General features: G+C 70.0%; 17 protein-coding genes and 2 tRNA genes. 4 read left to right on the plus strand and 15 right to left on the minus strand.

All coding sequences use genetic code 11. The features are described from left to right. Positions 1-24 precede the first annotated feature (24 nt). Positions 25-747: a class E sortase gene (locus QMZ92_RS10310; RefSeq protein ID WP_283296950.1), complete on the minus strand. Its 723-nt coding sequence runs from the start codon at positions 745-747 to the stop codon at positions 25-27. 19 nt (positions 748-766) lie between these two features. Then, positions 767-1,534 carry a DUF881 domain-containing protein gene (locus QMZ92_RS10315; protein ID WP_283296951.1) on the minus strand — a complete coding sequence of 256 codons (768 nt, stop codon included), beginning with the start codon at positions 1,532-1,534 and terminating at the stop codon, positions 767-769. A gap of 140 nt (positions 1,535-1,674) precedes the next feature. Between QMZ92_RS10315 and crgA the strand changes: the two genes are divergently transcribed. After that, positions 1,675-1,932 carry a cell division protein CrgA gene (gene crgA / locus QMZ92_RS10320; RefSeq protein ID WP_138054182.1) on the plus strand — a complete coding sequence of 86 codons (258 nt, stop codon included), beginning with the start codon at positions 1,675-1,677 and terminating at the stop codon, positions 1,930-1,932. 284 nt (positions 1,933-2,216) lie between these two features. On the opposite strand, the gene QMZ92_RS10325 is transcribed toward crgA, so the two are convergent. Together QMZ92_RS10325 and QMZ92_RS10330 are read right to left on the minus strand one after the other, a co-directional pair. Then, positions 2,217-3,116 (minus strand): rhomboid family intramembrane serine protease, encoded by a 900-nt coding sequence (locus tag QMZ92_RS10325; protein WP_283296952.1) that lies wholly within the window; start codon positions 3,114-3,116, stop codon positions 2,217-2,219. Between the two features lie 132 nt (positions 3,117-3,248). Next, on the minus strand, positions 3,249-3,782 hold the full coding sequence (locus QMZ92_RS10330; RefSeq protein ID WP_283296953.1) for a peptidylprolyl isomerase: 534 nt from the start codon (positions 3,780-3,782) through the stop codon (positions 3,249-3,251). A 207-nt stretch (positions 3,783-3,989) separates the two neighbouring features. Between QMZ92_RS10330 and QMZ92_RS10335 the strand changes: the two genes are divergently transcribed. Beyond that, the gene (locus QMZ92_RS10335; RefSeq protein ID WP_283296954.1) at positions 3,990-4,682 is read left to right on the plus strand and encodes a DUF5324 family protein; all 693 of its coding nucleotides are present in this window, start codon (positions 3,990-3,992) and stop codon (positions 4,680-4,682) included. A 376-nt stretch (positions 4,683-5,058) separates the two neighbouring features. Here the strand turns inward: QMZ92_RS10335 and QMZ92_RS10340 are convergent, their stop codons facing one another. Continuing rightward, positions 5,059-5,568, minus strand: a complete 510-nt coding sequence (locus QMZ92_RS10340; RefSeq protein ID WP_283296955.1) for a DUF6344 domain-containing protein — start codon at positions 5,566-5,568, stop codon at positions 5,059-5,061. Between the two features lie 1,026 nt (positions 5,569-6,594). Next, a tRNA-Ala gene (locus tag QMZ92_RS10350) sits at positions 6,595-6,667 on the minus strand. Positions 6,668-6,808: 141 nt separating this feature from the next. Here QMZ92_RS10350 and QMZ92_RS10355 point away from each other — a divergent pair. After that, a complete protein-coding gene (locus QMZ92_RS10355; RefSeq protein ID WP_283296956.1) occupies positions 6,809-7,357 on the plus strand; it encodes a helix-turn-helix domain-containing protein in 549 nt (182 codons plus the stop codon). Between the two features lie 82 nt (positions 7,358-7,439). After that, a complete protein-coding gene (locus QMZ92_RS10360) occupies positions 7,440-8,984 on the plus strand; it encodes a serine/threonine-protein kinase (RefSeq protein ID WP_283296957.1) in 1,545 nt (514 codons plus the stop codon). 68 nt (positions 8,985-9,052) lie between these two features. On the opposite strand, the gene QMZ92_RS10365 is transcribed toward QMZ92_RS10360, so the two are convergent. The 9 genes from QMZ92_RS10365 to gnd all read right to left on the minus strand — a co-directional run bounded on the left by QMZ92_RS10365 (position 9,053) and on the right by gnd (position 20,581). Beyond that, positions 9,053-10,564 carry a hypothetical protein gene (locus tag QMZ92_RS10365; protein WP_283296958.1) on the minus strand — a complete coding sequence of 504 codons (1,512 nt, stop codon included), beginning with the start codon at positions 10,562-10,564 and terminating at the stop codon, positions 9,053-9,055. Positions 10,565-10,928: 364 nt separating this feature from the next. Further along, positions 10,929-11,063, minus strand: coding sequence for a DLW-39 family protein (locus tag QMZ92_RS10370; protein ID WP_003958712.1), 135 nt, complete (start codon positions 11,061-11,063; stop codon positions 10,929-10,931). A gap of 555 nt (positions 11,064-11,618) precedes the next feature. Further along, a tRNA-Ile gene (locus QMZ92_RS10375) sits at positions 11,619-11,695 on the minus strand. Between the two features lie 83 nt (positions 11,696-11,778). Continuing rightward, positions 11,779-12,354: a DUF3566 domain-containing protein gene (locus tag QMZ92_RS10380; RefSeq protein WP_283296959.1), complete on the minus strand. Its 576-nt coding sequence runs from the start codon at positions 12,352-12,354 to the stop codon at positions 11,779-11,781. Between the two features lie 126 nt (positions 12,355-12,480). Next, positions 12,481-15,135: a DNA gyrase subunit A gene (gene gyrA / locus QMZ92_RS10385; RefSeq protein WP_283296960.1), complete on the minus strand. Its 2,655-nt coding sequence runs from the start codon at positions 15,133-15,135 to the stop codon at positions 12,481-12,483. Positions 15,136-15,176: 41 nt separating this feature from the next. Further along, positions 15,177-17,252: a DNA topoisomerase (ATP-hydrolyzing) subunit B gene (gyrB, locus tag QMZ92_RS10390; RefSeq protein WP_283296961.1), complete on the minus strand. Its 2,076-nt coding sequence runs from the start codon at positions 17,250-17,252 to the stop codon at positions 15,177-15,179. Positions 17,253-17,934: 682 nt separating this feature from the next. Continuing rightward, entirely contained in the window at positions 17,935-18,513 is a 579-nt protein-coding gene (locus QMZ92_RS10395; RefSeq protein ID WP_283296962.1) for a DciA family protein, read from the minus strand. Then, positions 18,510-19,634, minus strand: coding sequence for a DNA replication/repair protein RecF (recF, locus tag QMZ92_RS10400; protein WP_283296963.1), 1,125 nt, complete (start codon positions 19,632-19,634; stop codon positions 18,510-18,512). The genes QMZ92_RS10395 and recF overlap by 4 nt, the downstream gene beginning before the upstream one ends. 71 nt (positions 19,635-19,705) lie before the next feature. Beyond that, on the minus strand, positions 19,706-20,581 hold the full coding sequence (gnd, locus tag QMZ92_RS10405; protein WP_283296964.1) for a phosphogluconate dehydrogenase (NAD(+)-dependent, decarboxylating): 876 nt from the start codon (positions 20,579-20,581) through the stop codon (positions 19,706-19,708). Positions 20,582-20,619 lie beyond the last annotated feature (38 nt).

Here is a 20,619-nt window from a genome sequence, read left to right on the forward strand (position 1 = left end):
TAGAGGGCGCGGGGGACCTGTGGGTCAGCTGTGGAAAGCTTCCGGTTTGCCGTGGGTCACAGGCCGGGTGGCGTCGAGGTGCGCCCAGACCACCAGCCGGTGGCTGCTGCCCCACTCGGGATCGCAGGTGGTGAGGGTGAGGTAGCGGCCCGGTCCGTCGAATCCGGACTTCACCGGAACGGCGTCGATGACTCCCACGTCCCCGGGCACGGTGCGGTACGGCTTGTTCCGTATGCGGTAGGTGAACCACATCGTCCCGTCGTTGAGGACGACCGCGTCGCCGGGACGCAGCCGCGGGAAGTCCTTGAACGGGTCCCCGTAGGTACGGCGGTGGCCGGCCACCGAGAAGTTCCCCGTCGCGCCGAGCCGGGCGCTGCCCGCATAGTGCCCGAGCCCCTTCTTCAGGGTTTCCGCCTCGGTGCCCTCCAGCACCGGCCAGTCCCAGCCGGCGCCGAAGCGCGGCACGTACATCACCGCGAAGGGCCGGCCCCGCTCGTACGGCTTCGCTGCCGGCGGAGCGGGATCCGCGGCGGGCGGCGAGACGGCGGGGCCGCTCGCCTCCGGTGCCGCAGACGGCGCCTGCGGCTGCCTCGCCCACTCCTCATGGAGCCGGACGATCTCGTCGTCGGTCGCTCCCTCGGCCTTCACACCGGTCCAGAACAGCACGTACGCCACGAACAGCACGATCACCGCACCCGTGGTGATGCATATCTCACTGAACGTCCGGACGATCAGTCGCACCGACACGGGCCGGCCTCCCCGGGGGCTACTGCACGGGCTTCGCGTAGTGGAGATCCACTGTGCCCGAGTAGCCCGGGAGAGTCACCGCCTCGCGCTCGTCGACTTTCCAGCCCAGCCCGTACGCCTTCACGTAGAGCTGGTAGTTCTGGATCGCGGGGGAGGCGGTCAGCGCCCGCTTGAGCCGATCCGGGTCGCCCACGGCGGTGACCTTGTACGGCGGTGAGTAGACCCTGCCCTGCAGGATCAGTGTGTTGCCCACGCAGCGCACGGCGCTGGTGGAGATCAGCCGCTGGTCCATGACCTGGATGCCACGGGCGCCGCCCTGCCAGAGGGCGTTGACCACGGCCTGCAGGTCCTGCTGGTGGATGACCAGGTCGTTGGCCTGCGGCTCCGGGTAACCGGGTGCCGCCTGGGCGTTCGGGGGAGCATCATTGAGAGTGACGGAGACCGCCCGGCCGCTGAGCTTCTCGGTTCCCGCGGCCGTCTCCAGCGCCCGGAGCTTCTCGTCCTCGGCCGCGGTGGAGCCGTCGTCGCGCCGGGCGAGGGCGTCGACGTCCTCGCGGACCGCCGACGTGGACTCGTCGAGTTCGGCGTTCTCGTGGCTGCGCTGCTGGATCAGGTCGGAGAGCCTCAGCAGTGAGTCGTCGGTCCGGAGGTTGGTGCCCTTGGCCGTGTTGAAACTGGTGACGAAGATCATTCCGGCGAGCGCGAAAACGGCAGCGGTCAGCAACCGGACCGGTCGCCACGAGGAACGACGGACCGGCCCACCGGGGGAGTCGGCAGAATTGCTCAACGTACCCTTACCCTTCAGGCGCTGCGGAAGGACTACGCTAACGGACGCCCGGGGGAGGACCAGGTCCCCCTCATCCCCCGCCGGCGCCAGCCACAGTTTCCCCTGCGCGGTCACGCAGCGCATCGACAGGAGAGTCCCTCGTGCCGAAGTCACGTATCCGCAAGAAAGCCGACTTCACGCCTCCGCCGTCCTCGAAGCAGGCGACGAGCATCAAGCTGACCAACCGCAGTTGGGTCGCTCCCGTGATGCTGGCGCTGTTCCTGATCGGGCTGGCGTGGATCGTCGTCTTCTACGTCACCGACGGCTCGCTGCCCGTGAAGACCCTGGGCAACTGGAACATCGTGGTCGGCTTCGGCTTCATCGCGGGCGGCTTCGCCGTCTCCACCCAGTGGAAGTAGCGGCGACCGACGGTGGAGCCGGTGGACCGGCCGCTGTCAAGCTCTGCCCCCAAGTTATCCACAGCGTCGTCCACAGATGAGGAAAAGGTCTGACGATCTGTGGATAACCCTCCGGTTGTTGACGCCGGTGTGACCACTGGGGCCGATCCAGCGACGATCGCCCACCCTGTGAGCCCCTTGTCCCTCCTGGGAAAACCCAGGTCAGGGACAGGGGGCACAGTTGTTCCCCACGAGGCGCACAAGATCCGCCACACGCTGTGGACAACTTTGGGGAAAGCTCACGCTCAGGCGAGCAGCGACTGGGTCCTCAGCACGATGGACAGGACCGAGGCGACCAGAACGAGAGCGCAGACACCGACCTGCACGAGGACCCGCCGCTCACGAGGGGCGTGCACCATGCCGAACGCGATCAGCGTGCCACCGACCAGACCGCCGACGTGGGCCTCCCAGGAAATGCCGGGCATGGTGAAGGTGATGAGCAGATTCAGCGCCAGGAGTGCGATCACCGGACGCAGGTCGTATTCGAGCCGGCGCAGCAGCACGGCCGTGGCGCCGAGCAGTCCCCAGATCGCCCCGGAGGCGCCGAGCGCACCCTGGTTCGGCTCCGCCAGCAGATAGACCAGCGCGCTTCCCGCCAGTCCGGAGAGGAGGTACAGCGCGAGATAGCGCGCCCGGCCGAGCGCCGCTTCCAGCGGGCCGCCCAGCCACCAGAGCCCCAGCATGTTGAAGGCGATGTGCCAGATCTCCTGGTGCAGGAACACCGAGGTCACCAGGCGGTACCACTCGCCGTCCGCGACTCCCACGACCTCCTGGATCCGCGGGTTGAACGCCAGCCCGATCAGATCGAGCCGGTCCGCGACGGTCCGGTCGGCGAGCACCGCGAGGAACACCGCGGCGTTGACGGCCAGAAGGATCTTGGTGACGAGCCGGGGGTCGCCCGAGGTGAGTTCGGCCCCCGCGATCGTACGGGGACGGCTCGCGGACGGGGCGTGTCCGGTACCCGAACCCGTACGCACGCACTCCGGGCACTGGAAACCGACCGACGCGCTGACCATGCAGTCGGGGCAGATCGGCCGCTCACATCGGGTACAGCTGATGCCGGTCTCCCGGCCCGGGTGCCGGTAGCAGCTGGGCAGCCCGTGTGCGGCCCGGGGCCGGTCCGGGCTTCCTGGCGCCTGATCCATGAGGTCCCCTCGTCTTCCGCGCGGGCTCCCGCGCAATGCTTCGCCCCGCTCGTCTTACGGACGAGCGGGGCGTAAAGGTTCCCGTACGGAACCCGGCCCCCGCAGCTGGTTCCCGCCGCGGCCCCCCGGGGGTCAGCCCTGGCGGGTCTCGATCACGACGGACTCGATCACCACGTCGTTCAGCGGGCGGTCGGTGCGCGGATTGGTCGGCGCCCCCGCGATGGCGTCCACGATCTTCCGGCTGGCCTCGTCCGTGACCTCGCCGAAGATCGTGTGCTTGCGGGTCAGCCAGGCGGTGGGGGCCACGGTGATGAAGAACTGCGAGCCGTTGGTGCCCGGGCCGGCATTGGCCATGGCCAGCAGGTAGGGCCGGTCGAAGGCCAGGTCGGGGTGGAACTCGTCGGCGAACTCGTAGCCCGGACCGCCGGTGCCGTTGCCCAGCGGATCGCCGCCCTGGATCATGAAGCCACTGATCACCCGGTGGAAGACCGTGCCGTCGTACAGCTTGTCCGTCGACTTCTTCCCGGTCGCCGGATGGGTCCACTCCCGCTCACCCGTGGCGAGCTCGACGAAGTTCTTCACCGTCTTCGGCGCGTGGTTCGGCAGAAGCCGGATGTCGATGTCGCCGTGGTTGGTCTTCAGGGTGGCGTGGAGCTGCTCGGCCACGATCTGCCTTCCGTAAGTCTTCTCTGACGTCCCCAGATCCTCCCACGGGAGGGCCGCGGACGCGGAAAATGACCCGGATGCCCGTCCCGCATGCCGTGCCGTCCCCCAGCGGGCATGATTTCGAAATGGGTGGAAAGGCGGATGGTGCCTTTGCTGGGTCGACAAACACCCCAGACGCCCGCGAACGCCACCGAGGAGGAGGATCCCGTGACCCGCATGGACAGCGTGCGCGCCGCGACGGACACGGCCAAGGAGAGCGTGCTGCACGCCGCGGAAGCGGTGGCGCCCTACGCCGGCACGGCCAAGGACCAGGCCGCGGTCTACGCCCACCAGGCTCGTGTCGCCCTCGAGCCCAAGGTGAAGAAGGCCGCTCGCCAGGCGCGCCATCAAGCCCGCGTCCAGTACAAGTCCCATGTCGCACCGCACGTTCCACCGCAGGTGGACGACGCGGCTCACCGGGCCGCCGTCATGACCCGGAATGCCGCACGTCAAGCGGCGGACTACACGACTCCACGCCTCGAGCACGCCGTCGCGGTGGCGCAGCCCGTGGGGCAGGAGGCCGTCGCCCGGTCCGCCGCCGCCCTTGCCGCACTGCGCGGTTCGGTCACGGCCGACGACATCAAGAAGCTCGCGAGGAAGAACGAGCGGCGTGCGAAGTGCGGTAGCGCCGCGAAGGGCGCGCTGGTGGTCGGCGCCGTCGCCGCGGGGCTGTTCGCCGTGTGGAAGTGGTGGGACAAGCAGGCCAACCCGGACTGGCTGGTGGAGCCTCCCGCCGCGACCGAGGTCCCGGACCGTTCACTGTCGTCGGTCGACGGGAGCGACGAGTCGGTGCTGGACCCGGAGGTTCAGGCCAAGCAGACGGAGAACGAGGCGGAGTCGGATCGCGAGGACCGTCGCTGACGTTCCGGGACGCCCGTCACCGGCGCTCTGCCGGCAGGACTGTCACCGGCCGGTCCTGCGGGCCGCTGGTGATGGTCTTGCGGAACGCCGGTGCATGGCTTCCGCGGACCGTCGGGGGCTTTCGATGACCGTCGCCCACCCTGGCCGGAGGACTCCAGCCGGGCATTGCCGGAGGTTCCGCACCGGTCGGCCTCGGAGGGCCGTGGGCGTACGCCCTTCGCCTTCAGCGGTCCCGACAGTGCCGGCCTGCCAGCACCGATCGGCCTGGGCAGCAGGGGTTCCGGCCGTCTCCGACCGTCCCGGCCACGCACGACATCGCTGACGACGTGTGATGCCGGACGGGCGGCGCCTGGCGGGCAGAGAGCCTCCCGGCGCCTCATGCCGCCGCCGGAACGCGCGCCTCGTCATCGATGTACGAGGACTCCCGCTGCGCTTCGGCCGCGTCGTTGAGGGTGGGCACCTTCCGGACGGCGGGCGAGGCACCGTGGGCCTCGGCGCGGATCCGCTGCTCGATGGTCGGCGGCAGAGCGCGGTCACGAGGCGTCCTCTGGCGCACCACCTGGTACCAGAAACCGTGCACGGCCATGGTCCCGTGCGTTCCCGCGGCGGCCGCGGGCACCGGGCGCGCCCCAGCGGGATGCTCGTGCGCACCCGCTCTCTTCCCCACCCTCCGCGCGCCGAAGGAACGCTCGTGCGTACCCGCTCTGTTGCCCGCGCTCCGCGCGCCGGGGACGGTGGGCTTCTGCTCCGCCGGGCCCTCGGGCTGACGGGGACCGGCCGACTGCTCGGCGGCCTTGGCGGAGGGGGCGAAGCCGAGGGAGGTGAGCAGGGTGACGATCAGGGAGACGAAGGCGGTCCACAAAGAGGTGACCTTGACGGCGGCCATGGCTCCTCGCTTTCGGATTGGGCGTTTTACATACGTTCCTCATGATGTGGACGCACCTCGAAAATCGTGGGACCTCGGCGCCGGGTCGGCGGATCTTCCGATGAACACCACCCGTGCGGCCTACCACCCCTGAGCCGCCGTCATACCGGAACCGAGCACCTCACCCCCATCCCGCCTGCGGAAACAGCCCATCCCGACGGCGCGGGCGACGCCTAACGCGGCGCCACACATCCCGCAACCCGGAACGGATACCGGCCGCTGCTCCGGACGGGCATCGGAGCGGGACACACAGCGGGGAGGCCGCCGCCCGGCCGGGTGGGGCCCTGGGCACGGGGGTTCCCTGCGGCGGCCGCCGTGCACGGCTGGGCGAGCGGCCCGGGAGATGCACTCCCGCCGGGACCACGGGGACGCACCGGACGCCCCCGCTGCGTCCTGGGACCCTGTCGCGGAAAGCGCCCCCTGATCCTGCACTTGCACAGGTCAGAGGGCATTTGCCGGATGGATCCCAGGAGAGTCGGCGCCGGTCTGCCAGTTTTCGCAAACGCTCCGCGGCCGGTCGCGAACAAGCTCGGGCCGGCGCTCCATAGCGGGCGGCGATCGCGGCGGCGCGCACGAACACCGCGCGCCGGACCTCGGCCACTACGGTGTCGTCTTCGGCGGCCACTCGGCGCGAGAGGGTGCCGGTCTCCGGCTCGACGGGTAATCGCTGCGCCGCGCCGGCCGCGGTATCCCGAAGGCCTTCGGGCAAGGCGTCGACCACTTTGAGCATGGCCGAATCGAGCGCCGAGCCGAGGCCGAACAGCTGCGCGCCGCCCGCCTCGACCGGGCTCTCCCCGCGCACCCGCAGCTCGGCCGGCGCCCACGTGGCTCACCGGACACCGCGGGATCCCCCGGGGGAGGCTCGGGCCCCCATGCCCTCGGGAACCAAGCGGTCTCGCACCACTCGCGGGCACCACCGTGCCCGTCGATGGGTACGAAAACGCCCTCCGAAACCACGTTTCCGCAGGCCAGAGGGCATTTACCGAGTGGAGCCTAGGGGAGTCGAACCCCTGACATCTGCCATGCAAAGACAGCGCTCTACCAACTGAGCTAAGGCCCCGGAACGGAGACCAGAGTACCGGGTAACCCCCGGGATCTTCCAAAAGGATTAGGGCTCCCGGTATTCGACCACTCTCCGTAGGATGCTCGTCGGGTTCGCACCAGCGAAGCCACGCCAGGGGAAGCGATGGGGAGACGCAACATGGATGCAGCACAGCAGGACGCGACCGCGAGAGCGAGAGAGCTGCAGCGCAGCTGGTACGGGGAGCCGCTGGGGGCGCTCTTCCGCCGGCTCATCGACGATCTGGGCCTGAACCAGGCCCGGCTTGCCGCGGTGCTCGGGCTGTCGGCTCCGATGCTCTCCCAGCTGATGAGCGGCCAGCGCGCCAAGATCGGCAACCCGGCGGTCGTCCAGCGTGTCCAGGCCCTGCAGGAGCTGGCCAATCAGGTCGCCGACGGCAGCGTCAGCGCGGCCGAGGCCACGGAGCGCATGGACGAGATCAAGAAGTCCCAGGGAGGCTCCGTGCTCACCGGCACGGGGCAGTCCACGACGAGCTCGGGAGCTCCGACCGTGCGCCGGGTCGTGCGGGAGATCCAGTCGCTGCTCCGTTCGGTCGCGGCGGCGGGCGACATTATCGACGCGGCCGACTCGCTCGCCCCCACCCATCCGGAACTGGCAGAGTTCCTCAGGGTGTACGGCGCCGGACGCACCGCGGAGGCGGTCGCCCACTACGAGTCGCACCAGAGCTGACCGTGGCGGGACGCGGGCGGGCGGGAAGCACACCGGACGAAGCAGGACGCCGGAACAGGGAACCGGGAGCGGGCGCAGCGCAATGGGTGAGGTCTTCGCTGGTCGGTACGAGCTGATCGACCCGATCGGACGCGGTGGGGTCGGCGCCGTGTGGCGCGCCTGGGACCATCGGCGGCGGCGTTATGTGGCCGCCAAGGTCCTGCAGCAGAGCGACGCCCATTCGCTGCTGCGCTTCGTCCGCGAGCAGGCCCTCCGCATCGACCATCCGCACGTCCTCGCCCCGGCCAGCTGGGCCGCGGACGACGACAAGGTGCTGTTCACCATGGATCTGGTGAGTGGCGGGTCGCTGGCGCACGTCATCGGCGACTACGGCCCGCTGCCGCCGCGGTTCGTCTGCACCCTGCTGGACCAGCTGCTGTCGGGACTCGCCGCGGTGCACGCCGAGGGGGTCGTGCACCGCGACATCAAGCCCGCGAACATCCTGCTGGAGGCCACCGGCACCGGGCGGCCGCATCTGCGGCTGTCCGACTTCGGCATCTCCATGCGGAAGGGCGAACCGCGGCTCACCGAGACGAACTACGTGGTGGGGACGCCCGGTTACTTCGCGCCCGAGCAGATGCTGGGCGCGGAGCCGGACTTTCCCGCCGACCTGTTCGCCGTGGGGCTCGTGGCCCTGTATCTGCTCCAGGGCCAGAAGCCCGACTCCCGGGCCCTGGTCGAGCATTTCGCCGCGCACGGCACCCCGGGCGCCCCGCAGGGTATTCCGGAACCCTTTTGGCAGGTCCTCGCCGGGCTGCTCCAGCCCGACCCGCACGCCCGCTTCCGCACGGCGACCGGCGCGCGAAAGGCCCTCACGTCGGCAGTCGAACTGCTGCCAGAGCCCGCCGTCGACGACGAGCCGGTCGAGGTCTTCGACCAACTGGGGCCGCTGCCCTCGGGCTTCGGCCCCGACGGCCCTGCGGGACGCGGACCGGGCGGGCCGGGGACCGACGCCGCGCCGTCCGGGGAACCGACGGGCGGCCACACCGGCCGTACGGACCGCACCGGACAGGCTCAGCAAGCCGCACGGGGGGACGACGCGGACTCCTGGTCGCGCCCACCCGAGCCCCGGCCGGATCCAGAGCCGCAGCCCCAGCCGCAGCCCCAGCAGACCGGACAGGCGTTCCAGGGCGGGCTCGGCTCCTACGGCTCGCAGGGGGCTCCCCTGCCGTCGCCGTCGGAGACCGGCTCCTTCCGTCTGCCCCCGCCGCCCCAGTCCCCGGCGCCGTCCCGGGCCGGGGACCTACCGTCCGCCTCCGCGCCTCAGGGCACCCCCGCACCCGCCCATGCCGACCACCCCCACGGGCATCAACCGCCGCCGGCACCGGACTTCGCCCAGGCGCCGACCGCTGCGGTCCCGCACGAACAACCCCTCACCCGTCAGTACACCGGCCACGGCCCCCAGGTGCCGGGTCAGGCGCATCCAGTGCCGTACGCGCCGCTCCATGCCCCGGCCCACGCCCCCTCGTCCGTGCCCCTGCCCTCGGCGCGGAAACGACCGGGACCGCCCGCGAAGGTGGCGGTCCCGGTGCTGCTCGTCGCGTTGGTCTGTTTCGCGGTCGGGATCTGGGCCCTCGCCCAGACCTGAGAATCGGCGCGGCACGAGAAGTGCGGTCGCCGCGCGCGAAAGCCGACTTCACCGAGCGGCAGTCGGCTTCACCGAGCGGGAGGCGGGCCGTAGTCGGTCCGTGCCGTGCCGTCAGCCGGCGCCGTACCCTCCGGGTGACCGGATCCGGCAGCGGGCCCGTACCCGTGGCCGTGCCCGTACGGAGAACCGGTCCCCGGAGTCTGCGTCCCACCGGGGCCTGCCGGGAGACCGGGGGTGTGGAGCGGGGTACCCGCCGGAACCCGTGGTGTGCCGCGCCCCTGCCCGGCGCCGGAGGACGGCCCGTCCTGCGGTGGTGCGGCAGCGCGCCGACGCGCCAGCAGCGTCCAGGCGCCCAGTCCCAGGACCAGCACCGTCCCCGTGCTCACTCCGGCCATGCCGACCAGCCGCATCATGTCGCTCTTCTCGGCCTTCTCGCTCTCGGAGACGCCGAGGTCGCCGACCGGCTCCGCATACGGCGGCGCGGCCTTGGCCTCGCCCTCGACGTTGACCCGGAGCGTCACGCCGAACTGCTCCTTGCCGAACTTCTGCGCCAGCTGGGGATTCAGGCTGACGGCAAGGTAGTAGTCGCCCTTGAGCCGCATGCCTTCCACCTTGTCGTCGCTGCCGAACCGGTTCTCGTAGGCGACCTCAGGCAGCGGGTCCAGTACGGCCTGCTTCTGCCGACCGTCGTACGACCTCGTCCCGGAGTCCTCGACCAGACCGCGCACGGGGTTGTACAGCCGCATGGACAGGGCCTCGCTGACGAAGGTGGGGCGCTCGGTGTTCGTGCTTCCCAGGGAGGCCGTCCCGAAGATCCGCTGCCCCCAGTCGACCTTGACCCGGTAGAAGTACGTGCGCCCTGCCTCCATGCGGCTGATCCACTCGCCCTCGGCGATCTCGGTCGCGTCGTTGAACCCCGTTCCGCCGACGGCGTCCCTCGCCCCGCCCCCGGGCAGTCCGGGTGAGGCGGAGGGCCACTCCGTGGGGGCCTCGGTGGGTCCCTGCTGCTTCAGCCCGGGCTCGGTGACATGGCGGATCTCCAGCTCCCAGTCCTCGGGGGCGGAGGCGTCGGCGGACGTGGAGGCCGCGTCTCCGGTCCTCTCCACGACCACGTTGTAGGCACCGCCCTCCTGGCAGGTCGAGCGGCCGTTCCCGATCGTGCGGTGCGCGGTGGCGGCCAGCGGCCTGGCGAACCTCCCCGGCCCCACCTTGTCGTCGGCGCTGCTGCAGTCGGCGCCCTGGCCGTTCTGGAGAGTGACCTCGATGCCGGCGTTGTAGGCGAGCCCGGTTCCCGGGCCGGGGATGGCCACGACCGAGACGTACGCGTTCCGCGCGGCATCCAGATCGACGCGGAAGTTGAGCTTCCCGCCCGGCCCGATCGAGGAGCGGTAGGTCGTGCCTGCCCTCAGCTCCTCGGCGTCGGAGCTGCTCTCCGCGCCCTCGATCCGCTGCGCGTCCGCGCCGAAGACATACGGGTCCGGCTGGTCGGCCGCCCGAGCCGGGACGGTGGCCAGTGCCGCCGCCGCGCACACCGCCGCCGTCACGACCGGTGCCACCTTGCCCCTGCTGCGCTGCCTCATCTCCGCGCTTCCCCTTGTCGACTCCGTCATCGCCCCGGGACGCCGGAGCGCTCTTACGGCCCGTAACGACACTCACGGATCCCGGTCGCGATCCACCGGGCGGGACCGCCTGTCGCCGGTGCGGTCGTGGTGCCGGTCCATCCTGCCGCGCGGTCCGGGCCTCTGTCTTCGCGCGGCCCCGAATCGCCGCCCTCGCCGCACGCGACCTGCAGAAAGGGCCGCCGGCACGGTGGCTTCACTCATGCAAGCAATCTATTTGCTCAAGCGAATCCAGAGCGGGATCCCGGAGCCCCGTCGGTATGGACAGCACGGAGCCCCGGCCGCTCGGCGGCCGGGGCTCCGTCACTCTCAGACTGTCTGCGTCTCACACACCCGAACCTGCGGGCACGGAGTCGGTCGCCTCCGTCCACAGATCCTGCTCGGCGCGATCCGCCTGGATCTGGCGGTACACGAGGAGCCCGCCGATGGCGGCCAGTGCGACCAGGAGAAGCTTCTTCACCGCGCGACCTCGTCTTTCCTTGACGTAGGGGACTTCTGGCGCCCGACTATACACACCGATCGATACCGATCGGTGACCTGCGTACGCCTCGACCGGAGCCCCCCGAGTGGCCAACTCCCCCTTCCGCCAACAGGGATAGCCCTCCCGTGGGCACCACCGATCCCGCCACGGTACGTCACAGGGCGTGAACCGGCGGCCCCTGCACCTCTCCTCCGCAGTCCCGCCCCGCGCACCGCCCCGGGCCGTCTGGAGCCGTCACGGGACCCGCCTCGGCGGATCACGGCTCCGGAGACGGCATTCGGGCCCGTATCCGCCCCGGCAGCAACCCGCCGGGGCGGATGCGCGAGGGATGCCGCCTCGATGACGTGAGCATGTACCGGCGTCCACGAAACGTCTGATTCGGCCCGGAAACGATCGGCCCCTGAAGTGCGCACCGCTCCTGGCTCCGCTCATGAGCGATCACGGCCTGCCGCCCGACCCGCCCAGTCCTCGTCGGCTGATGTCGGCCATGCACGCCGAAGGCCCCCAACCGTGATTGGCTGGGGGCCTTCGTGCTGGTGGGGCTAACAGGATTTGAACCTGTGGCCTCATCCTTATCAGGGATGCGCTCTAACCAACTGAGCTATAGCCCCGCCGCGCTGCGCGCTGACCCCTGAAGGTTAGCGCACGTGGGGGGCAGTCCCAAAATCGGTTATCCACCCCCTGGGACCTCGGGCTATTCGTCCTCGGCCAGCGTGAGCTCGACTCCGCCCACGAACCCGGCGGAGAGGTTGTAGATGAAGGCGCCCAGCGTCGCCAGTGCCGTGGCCAGCACCACGTCGATGACCGCGATCACCGATGTGAAGAGGAGGACACGGGGGAGCGAGAGGAACGACTGGAGGTCGAAACCGTTGCTCTCGTTCGAGCCCGTAGCCTCGCTGATCGTGCCGCCGACCGTCGAGAAGACGCCCATGGCGTCCATGACCATCCACAGCACCGCCGCGGCGACGATCGTGCAGATGCCCAGGGCGATCGAGAGCAGGAAGCTGACCTTCATCACCGACCACGGGTCGGCCTTGGCCACCCGCAGACGGGCCTTGCGCGTACGGGGCTGTGTGGTCGCCCCGGTCCGCGGCCGGCGGACCGCCGCACCCGAGGCCGTCTGCTGTCCTGGATGCTGCTGACCGCCCTGCGTCCCCCCGGGAGGGGAGGGGTACGCCTGGGGCGGGTGGTACGGCTGGGTTCCCTGCTGCACCGGTTGCTCCCCACCATAGGTTTCGTGCGGGGGCTGCGGCCCCCGGGTGTCGGTCACGGTCGTCCCCCTGCCCTCGGCGGGGGCGCCCCCAGCCGGGGAGTGCGAGGCGGAGCCACTGGCACCGTTCGTTCCAGAAGCGTCGCCGGCATCGGCCGATCCGGCGCCGGTGGCTCCACTCACGTTCTACTCCTCGTCGTGCTCTCCGGCCGAGGGCTCCGCGCCCTGGCCGTTCTCCGCGGCCGCGGTGACCTCGGGGGCCCCGGCCTCGGCGCCCTCTCCGGCGTCGTCGGCCCCGTCGACCTCCTCGGCCTCGCGACCGGCCTCCGCGTTGCGCGCGATGCCCACGACGGCGTCCCGCTTGCCGAGATTGATCAGTTGGACGCCCATGGTGTCACGGCCCGTCTCCCTGACTTCATTGACTCGCGTACGAATCACACCACCGGACAACGTGATGGCGAGGATCTCGTCGGTCTCCTCCACCACCAACGCGCCGACCAGCGAACCGCGGTCCTCCACGATCTTGGCGGCCTTGATGCCGAGGCCGCCGCGGCCCTGGACGCGGTACTCGTCGACGGCGGTCCGCTTGGCGTACCCGCCGTCCGTGGCAGTGAACACGAAAGTACCGGGCCGCACCACATTCATCGAGAGGAGTTCGTCGCCCTCGCGGAAACTCATGCCCTTCACACCCGACGTGGCACGGCCCATCGGGCGCAGCGCCTCGTCCGTCGCGGTGAACCGGATCGACTGGGCCTTCCTGCTGATCAGCAGCAGGTCGTCCTCGGCCGACACCAGCTCGGCACCGATCAGCTCGTCATCGCCGCCGGCCTCCGTCTCGCGGAGGTTGATCGCGATGACACCGCCGGAGCGCGGGGAGTCGTAGTCCTTCAGCGGGGTCTTCTTCACCAGGCCCGCCTTGGTGGCGAGGACCAGGTAGGGGGCGGCCTCGTAGTCGCGGATCGCGAGGATCTCGGCGATCTGCTCGTCCGGCTGGAAGGCCAGCAGGTTGGCGACGTGCTGGCCGCGGGCCTCGCGGCCGGCGTCCGGCAGCTCGTACGCCTTGGCCCGGTAGACCCGTCCCTTGTTGGTGAAGAACAGCAGCCAGTGGTGCGTGGTGGAGACGAAGAAGTGGTCGACGATGTCGTCTTCCTTGAGCTTCGTGCCCCGGACGCCCTTGCCACCGCGCTTCTGCGAGCGGTAGTCGTCGGTCTTCGTGCGCTTCACATAGCCGCCACGCGTGATCGTGACGACGATGTCCTCCTCGGCGATCAGGTCCTCGATGGACATGTCGCCGTCGAAGGGCACGAGCTTGGAGCGCCGGTCGTCGCCGAACTTCTCGACGAGGGCGGCCAGTTCCTCACTGACGATGCCGCGCTGCTTCTCGGGGGAGGCGAGGATCCGGTTGTACTCGTTGATCTTCGCCTGGAGCTCGTCGTGCTCCTGCACGATCTTCTGGCGCTCCAGGGCGGCCAGCCGACGCAGCTGCATCTCGAGGATCGCGTTGGCCTGGATCTCGTCGATCTCCAGCAGGCCCATCAGGCCCTCGCGCGCGACCTCGACCGTCTCACTGCGCCGGATCAGCGCGATGACCTCGTCGATCGCGTCGAGCGCCTTGAGCAGACCGCGCAGGATGTGGGCGCGCTCCTCGGCCTTGCGCAGCCGGAACTTCGTCCGGCGGACGATGACCTCGATCTGGTGCGTCACCCAGTGGCGGATGAACGCGTCCAGCGACAGCGTGCGCGGCACCCCGTCGACCAGCGCCAGCATGTTGGCGCCGAAGTTCGTCTGCAGGTCGGTGTGCTTGTACAGGTTGTTGAGGACGACCTTGGCGACGGCGTCGCGCTTCAGCACGATGACGAGGCGCTGACCCGTGCGGGACGAGGTCTCGTCACGGACGTCGGCGATGCCGCCGATCTTGCCGTCCTTCACCAGGTCGGCGATCTTCTGCGCGAGGTTGTCCGGGTTCACCTGGTACGGAAGCTCCGTGACCACCAGGCACTGGCGGTTCTGGATCTCCTCGACCTCGACGACCGCGCGCATCGTGATGGAGCCGCGGCCGGTGCGGTACGCCTCCTCGATGCCCTTGCGACCCACGACCAGCGCACCGGTCGGGAAGTCCGGGCCCTTGATCCGCTCGATCAGCGCGTCGAGGAGCTCCTCGTGGGTGGCCTCCGGGTGCTCCAGGGCCCACTGGGCTCCGGCCGCGACCTCGCGCAGATTGTGCGGCGGGATGTTGGTGGCCATACCGACGGCGATACCAGCGCTGCCGTTGACCAGCAGGTTCGGGAAACGTGACGGCAGGACCGTCGGCTCCTGGTTCCGGCCGTCGTAGTTGTCCTGGAAGTCGACGGTCTCCTCGTCGATGTCCCGGAGCATCTCCATGGACAGCGGCGCCATCTTGCACTCGGTGTAGCGCATGGCGGCCGCCGGGTCGTTGCCCGGGGAACCGAAGTTTCCGTTCGAGTCCACCAGCGGCATCCGCATCGACCACGGCTGCGCGAGACGGACCAGCGCGTCGTAGATCGAGGAGTCACCGTGCGGGTGGTACGTACCCATGACGTCACCGACGACGCGGGCGCACTTGTAGAAGCCCTTCTCGGGCCGGTAGCCGCCGTCGTACATCGCGTACAGCACACGGCGGTGGACGGGCTTGAGGCCGTCCCGCACGTCGGGCAGCGCACGCGACACGATGACGGACATCGCGTAGTCGAGGTAGGAGCGCTGCATCTCCGTCTCGAGCCCGACGGGCTCGATCCGCAGCTGCGAGCCTTCCTCTTCGGTGCCGGTGGTGACGGGAGCGGGGGTGTCCCCGGTGGGGACGGGAGAGGTCTCGTCGGCCATTGCTGGTCTTCAGTCCTTTCGAGCGGTCAGCTGAGACCGACTCAGATGTCGAGGAAGCGGACGTCCTTGGCGTTGCGCTGGATGAAGGAGCGCCGTGCCTCGACGTCCTCGCCCATCAGCACCGAGAACAGGTCGTCCGCCTGCGCGGCGTCGTCCAGCGTGACCTGGCCGAGGACTCGGTGCTCGACGTCCATCGTGGTGACGCGCAGTTCCTCGGCGTTCATCTCACCGAGACCCTTGAAGCGCTGGATCGAGTCTTCCTTGATCCGCTTGCCCTGCTGCTTGCCGAGTTCGACGAGGGCGTCGCGCTCCCGGTCCGAGTACGCGTACTCGAAGTCGTCACGGCCCCACTTGATCTTGTAGAGCGGGGGACGGGACAGGAACACGTGGCCCGCCTCGACCAGCGGCCGCATGAAGCGGAAGAGGAAGGTCAGCAGCAGGGTGTTGATGTGCTGGCCGTCGACGTCGGCGTCCGCCATCAGGATGATCTTGTGATAGCGAAGCTTCTCGATGTCGAAGTCTTCGTGGATACCGGTGCCGAAGGCGGAGATCAACGCCTGGACCTCGGTGTTCTGGAGGATCTTGTCGACCCGCGCCTTCTCCACGTTCAGGATCTTGCCTCGGATCGGCAGGATGGCCTGGTACATCGGGTTGCGGCCGGACTTGGCCGAGCCGCCCGCGGAGTCACCCTCGACGATGAAGATCTCGCACTTGGTGGGGTCGTTCGACTGGCAGTCGGACAGCTTGCCCGGCAGCGAGGCGCTCTCCAGCAGGCCCTTGCGGCGCGTCAGGTCGCGGGCCTTGCGGGCGGCGACACGGGCCGTGGCGGCCTGGATGCCCTTGCGGACGATGTCCGCGGCCTCGTTGGGGTTCCGGTCGAACCAGTCGGTGAGGTGCTCGTTGACCACCTTCTGGACGAAGGTCTTCGCCTCCGTGTTGCCCAGCTTGGTCTTGGTCTGGCCCTCGAACTGGGGCTCGCCCAGCTTGACCGAGATGATCGCGGTCAGGCCCTCGCGGATGTCCTCACCGGTGAGGTTGTCGTCCTTCTCGCGCAGCAGCTTCCGGTCCCTGGCGTAACGGTTGACCAGACCCGTGAGCGCGGCGCGGAAACCCTCCTCGTGGGTACCGCCCTCGTGCGTGTGGATCGTGTTCGCGAAGGAGTAGACACCCTCGCTGTACTGCGAGTTCCACTGCATCGCGACCTCGACGGACAGCAGCCGCTCCTTGTCCTCGGCCTCGATGTCGATGACCGTGGGGTGAATCAGCTCGCCCTTGCGCGAGTTCAGGTACGTCACGAAGTCGACGATGCCGCCCTCGTAGTGGTACTTGACCGTGCGCGCCTGGGGCTCGGCCGCCGCCTCCGCGTCCGGGTCGTCCGCGCCGACGGTCGCCTTCGCGGACTCGCGCTCGTCCGTCAGCGTCAGGGTCAGGCCCTTGTTGAGGAAGGCCATCTCCTGGAAGCGGCGCGAGAGCGTCTCGAACGAGTACTCCGTCGTCTCGAAGATGTCCGGGTCGGCCCAGAAGGTGACCGTGGTTCCCGAGTCCTCGACCGGTTCGTGCTTCGCCAGCGGGGCGGTGGGCACGCCCAACTTGTAGTCCTGCGTCCACCGGTAGCCGTCACGCTTGATCTCCACCGAGACCCTGGTGGAGAGCGCGTTGACGACGCTCACGCCGACGCCGTGCAGACCGCCGGACACGGCGTAGCCGCCGCCTCCGAACTTGCCGCCCGCGTGCAGGACGGTGAGGACGACCTCAACGGCCGGCTTCTTCTCCACGGGGTGGATGTCGACGGGGATGCCACGGCCGTTGTCCACGACCCTGACCCCGCCGTCGGCGAGGATCGTCACGTCGATCGTGTCCGCGTGCCCGGCCAGGGCCTCGTCCACGGAGTTGTCGACGACCTCCTGGACGAGGTGATGAAGACCACGCTCACCGGTCGACCCGATGTACATGCCGGGGCGCTTGCGGACCGCGTCCAGACCCTCGAGGACGGTGATCGCGCTGGCGTCGTACGACGACGGCCCCAGGCCCTCGCGGGCCTCGTCGGCGGCAGTGGAAGGAATGTTCTCGTTGGGGTTGCCGGAATCGGCCACGAAGCGCCCTTTCTGGCACAGCACAAACCGTTCTCCGGGCAAGCCGGACCGGCTGCGTCGTTCGGCTGTAATCGACGTGTCCCGCACAGTGGCGGGATTCTCCACCAGTCTACCGGTACCGCAGACACGAATGGGGGTTTGCCGGTACCTGAGTCCGCATGTGCCGCCCTCAACGGGCGGCTGCCGACTCCCCATATTCGGGAAGGGCCTCCAAGAGGCTCACACGGGCTTTGAGAGCTTCGGCCTGTCAACCTCCGGCTACGGTGAGGGACACCCCCTGCGCCCCACAAGCACCACCGCTCCCGAGAACGGGCCGGCGGACGGCGCGGGCATGCGGACCGGAGGCGCATCGGGAGCACCGACAAGGCACCTGACCTGCGACAATGATCGTCCTCGGTCAACTCGGGGTCTCTCCGCAGAGAGACGGGGGCGCAGGTGGGCACGGCGTTCCCCGGCAGGCGTCCCGTCCGGCTTCCGGGGAGCTCGGGGCACCGCGCCTCCGGAGTCGTGCCCGCCGGACGGCTGTCCCCAGCCCGGGGACCGTGCCCGGAGTCGCGGGAACCCGGCCGCGGCAGCCTTCGGCGGGAGGGGAGCGACTCGTATGTGTGATGCGGACCACTTCACGACGGCGCCGGGGGACCGGCCGTCGGCCGCGGTGGCCCGTTGCGAACGGGACGGGTCGGTCGAGGTCCCGACCCACCGGGGCTCAGCCGTAGGTGTCGCCGGCGCCCGTACTGCCGGGCGCGCGCAGGGGGCCGAAGCGGCGGGCGGGGCCGCCGGGGCCCAGAACCTTGATCATGCGAACCGTGCCCTGGCCGAGGTCCTCGTTCAGCCGGGCTACGAGCCGGGGCGCGAGGAGGCGCAGCTGGGTCGCCCACGCCGTCGAGTCGCACTGGACGGTGAGGACGCGCTCGCCCGGATCCTCGTCGTACCGCAGTGGAACGCAGTGCTTCGCCAGGTCCTCGCCCACGATCTGCGGCCAGCGGCCCATCACGCCGCCCACCGCCGCGGGCGTCTCCCAGCCCCGCTCCGTGATCAGCCGGTTGATCGCCGCGCCCAGCGGCAAGGGATCCCGCCCGTCCGCACGTGCCCCGGACCGCAGCCCGCCGCCCCGCCTGGCCTGGCGTTTCTCCTGGGCGGCCGCGCCCCGGGCACGGGCCTGCTCCTTCGCCGCACGCAGCGCCACACGCGCGAGATCGACACCGGAGGGTTCGGGCGCCGGGTTCGACGCCGGCCCGGACAGCGGGCCCGTCCCGGACAACTGCGGAATCTCGTTCCCGCTCATACCCGCTCCACCGATCCGTCCGCGACTCTGTACCGCGCCCCCGCCAGCACCCCCGGAACGTCGTCGTCCACCGCTGCCGTCACCAGCACCTGTTCACCCGGGGCCACCAGCTCCGCCAGCCGCTCCCGCCGCCGGGCGTCGAGTTCGGCGAACACGTCGTCGAGCACCAGCACCGGTTCGTTGCCCTCAGCCCGCAGCAGGTCGTAGGAGGCCAGCCGCAGCGCGAGCGCGTAGGACCAGCACTCGCCGTGGCTGGCGTAGCCCTTCGCCGGCATCTCGCCCAGCTTGAGCAGGAGCTCGTCGCGATGCGGTCCGACGAGCGTGACCCCGCGCTCGATCTCCTGCTTGCGCGCCTCGCCCAGCGCGGCCACGAGCCGCTCGCACAGCTCCTCGCGCGACTGGGCGGGGCCGCCGCCCGCCGACCCGCGGTACTCCAGCGTGACCGGACCACCCCCGGGAGCCAGCTGCTCGTAAGCCTTGTCGGTCAGCGGCTGCAGGGTGGCGATCAGATCCAGCCGTCGTGCCAGCAGCTCCGCTCCGGCCCGGGCCAGGTGCTGGTCCCACACGTCCAGGGTCGACAGGTCCATGGAGCGGCCGCCGTGCCGGCGCGCCATCGCCGCCGACTTCAGCAGCGTGTTGCGCTGCTTGAGCACCCGCTCGTAGTCCGAGCGCACTCCGGCCATCCGAGGAGAGCGTGCCGTGATCAGCTCGTCCAGGAAGCGCCGGCGCTCGCCGGGGTCGCCCTTCACCAGGGCCAGGTCCTCCGGCGCGAACAGCACGGTCCTGACGATCCCCAGCACGTCCCTGGGCCTGACCTGCGAGGATCTATTGATCCGCGCCCGGTTCGACTTCCCCGGGTTGAGCTCCAACTCGATGAGCTGGGACCGCTCCCCCTGGGTGACCGCGGCCCTGATGACCGCCCGCTCCGCTCCCATCCGCACCAGCGGCGCATCCGAGGCGACGCGGTGGCTGCCCAGCGTCGCGAGATAGCCGATGGCTTCCACCAGATTGGTCTTGCCCTGCCCGTTGGCCCCCACGAAAGCGGTGACGCCCGGCTCGAGCGGGACCTCGACCCGGGCGTACGAGCGGAAGTCGGCCAGCGACAGATGCGTGACATGCATGTGGACGCCGACCTCCCCCGGCCTACCGCTTACTGCTCCAGGACAGACCGTTTGCCGCAGTCTGTGGATGACTAGTTGCTCTCGACCGCGTGCCCGCCGAACTGGTTCCGCAGGGCCGCGATCATCTTCATCTGCGGGGAGTCGTCCTGACGGGACGCGAACCGCGCGAACAGGGACGCGGTGATCGCCGGCAGCGGCACCGCGTTGTCGATCGCGGCTTCCACAGTCCACCGGCCCTCGCCGGAGTCCTGCGCATAACCGCGGATCTTCTCCAGGTGCTCGTCGTCGTCCAGCGCGTTGACCGCGAGGTCGAGCAGCCAGGAACGGATGACCGTACCCTCCTGCCACGAGCGGAAGACCTCGCGCACATCGGTGACGGAGTCGACCTTCTCCAGCAGCTCCCAGCCCTCGGCGTAGGCCTGCATCATGGCGTACTCGATGCCGTTGTGGACCATCTTCGCGAAGTGGCCGGCGCCGACCTTGCCCGCGTGCACCGCGCCGTACTCGCCCTCCGGCTTCAGCGCGTCGAAGACCGGCTGCACCTTGGCGACGTTCTCCTCGGAGCCGCCGTACATCAGCGCGTAGCCGTTCTCCAGGCCCCAGACGCCTCCCGACACACCACAGTCGACGAAGCCGATGCCCTTGATGCCCAGCTCGACGGCGTGCTTCTCGTCGTCCGTCCACCGGGAGTTGCCGCCGTCGACGACCACGTCGCCGGGTGACAGCAGCCCGGCCAGCTCGTCGACGGTGGCCTGGGTCGCGGCGCCGGCGGGGACCATCACCCACACCACCCGCGGGCCCTCGAGCCTGTCCACGAGGGCCTCGAGGCTGGGGACGTCGGAGAGGTCCGGGTTGCGGTCGTAACCGATGACGGTGTGGCCTGCGCGGCGGATGCGCTCGCGCATGTTGCCGCCCATCTTGCCGAGGCCGACGAGACCGAGCTCCATCAGAAAGAATCCTTACAGTGTGGTGTTTCGTACCCGCG

The organism is Streptomyces sp. HNM0645 (genome assembly GCF_030056615.1).
GTDB classification, from domain to species: Bacteria; Actinomycetota; Actinomycetes; order Streptomycetales; family Streptomycetaceae; genus Streptomyces; species Streptomyces marianii.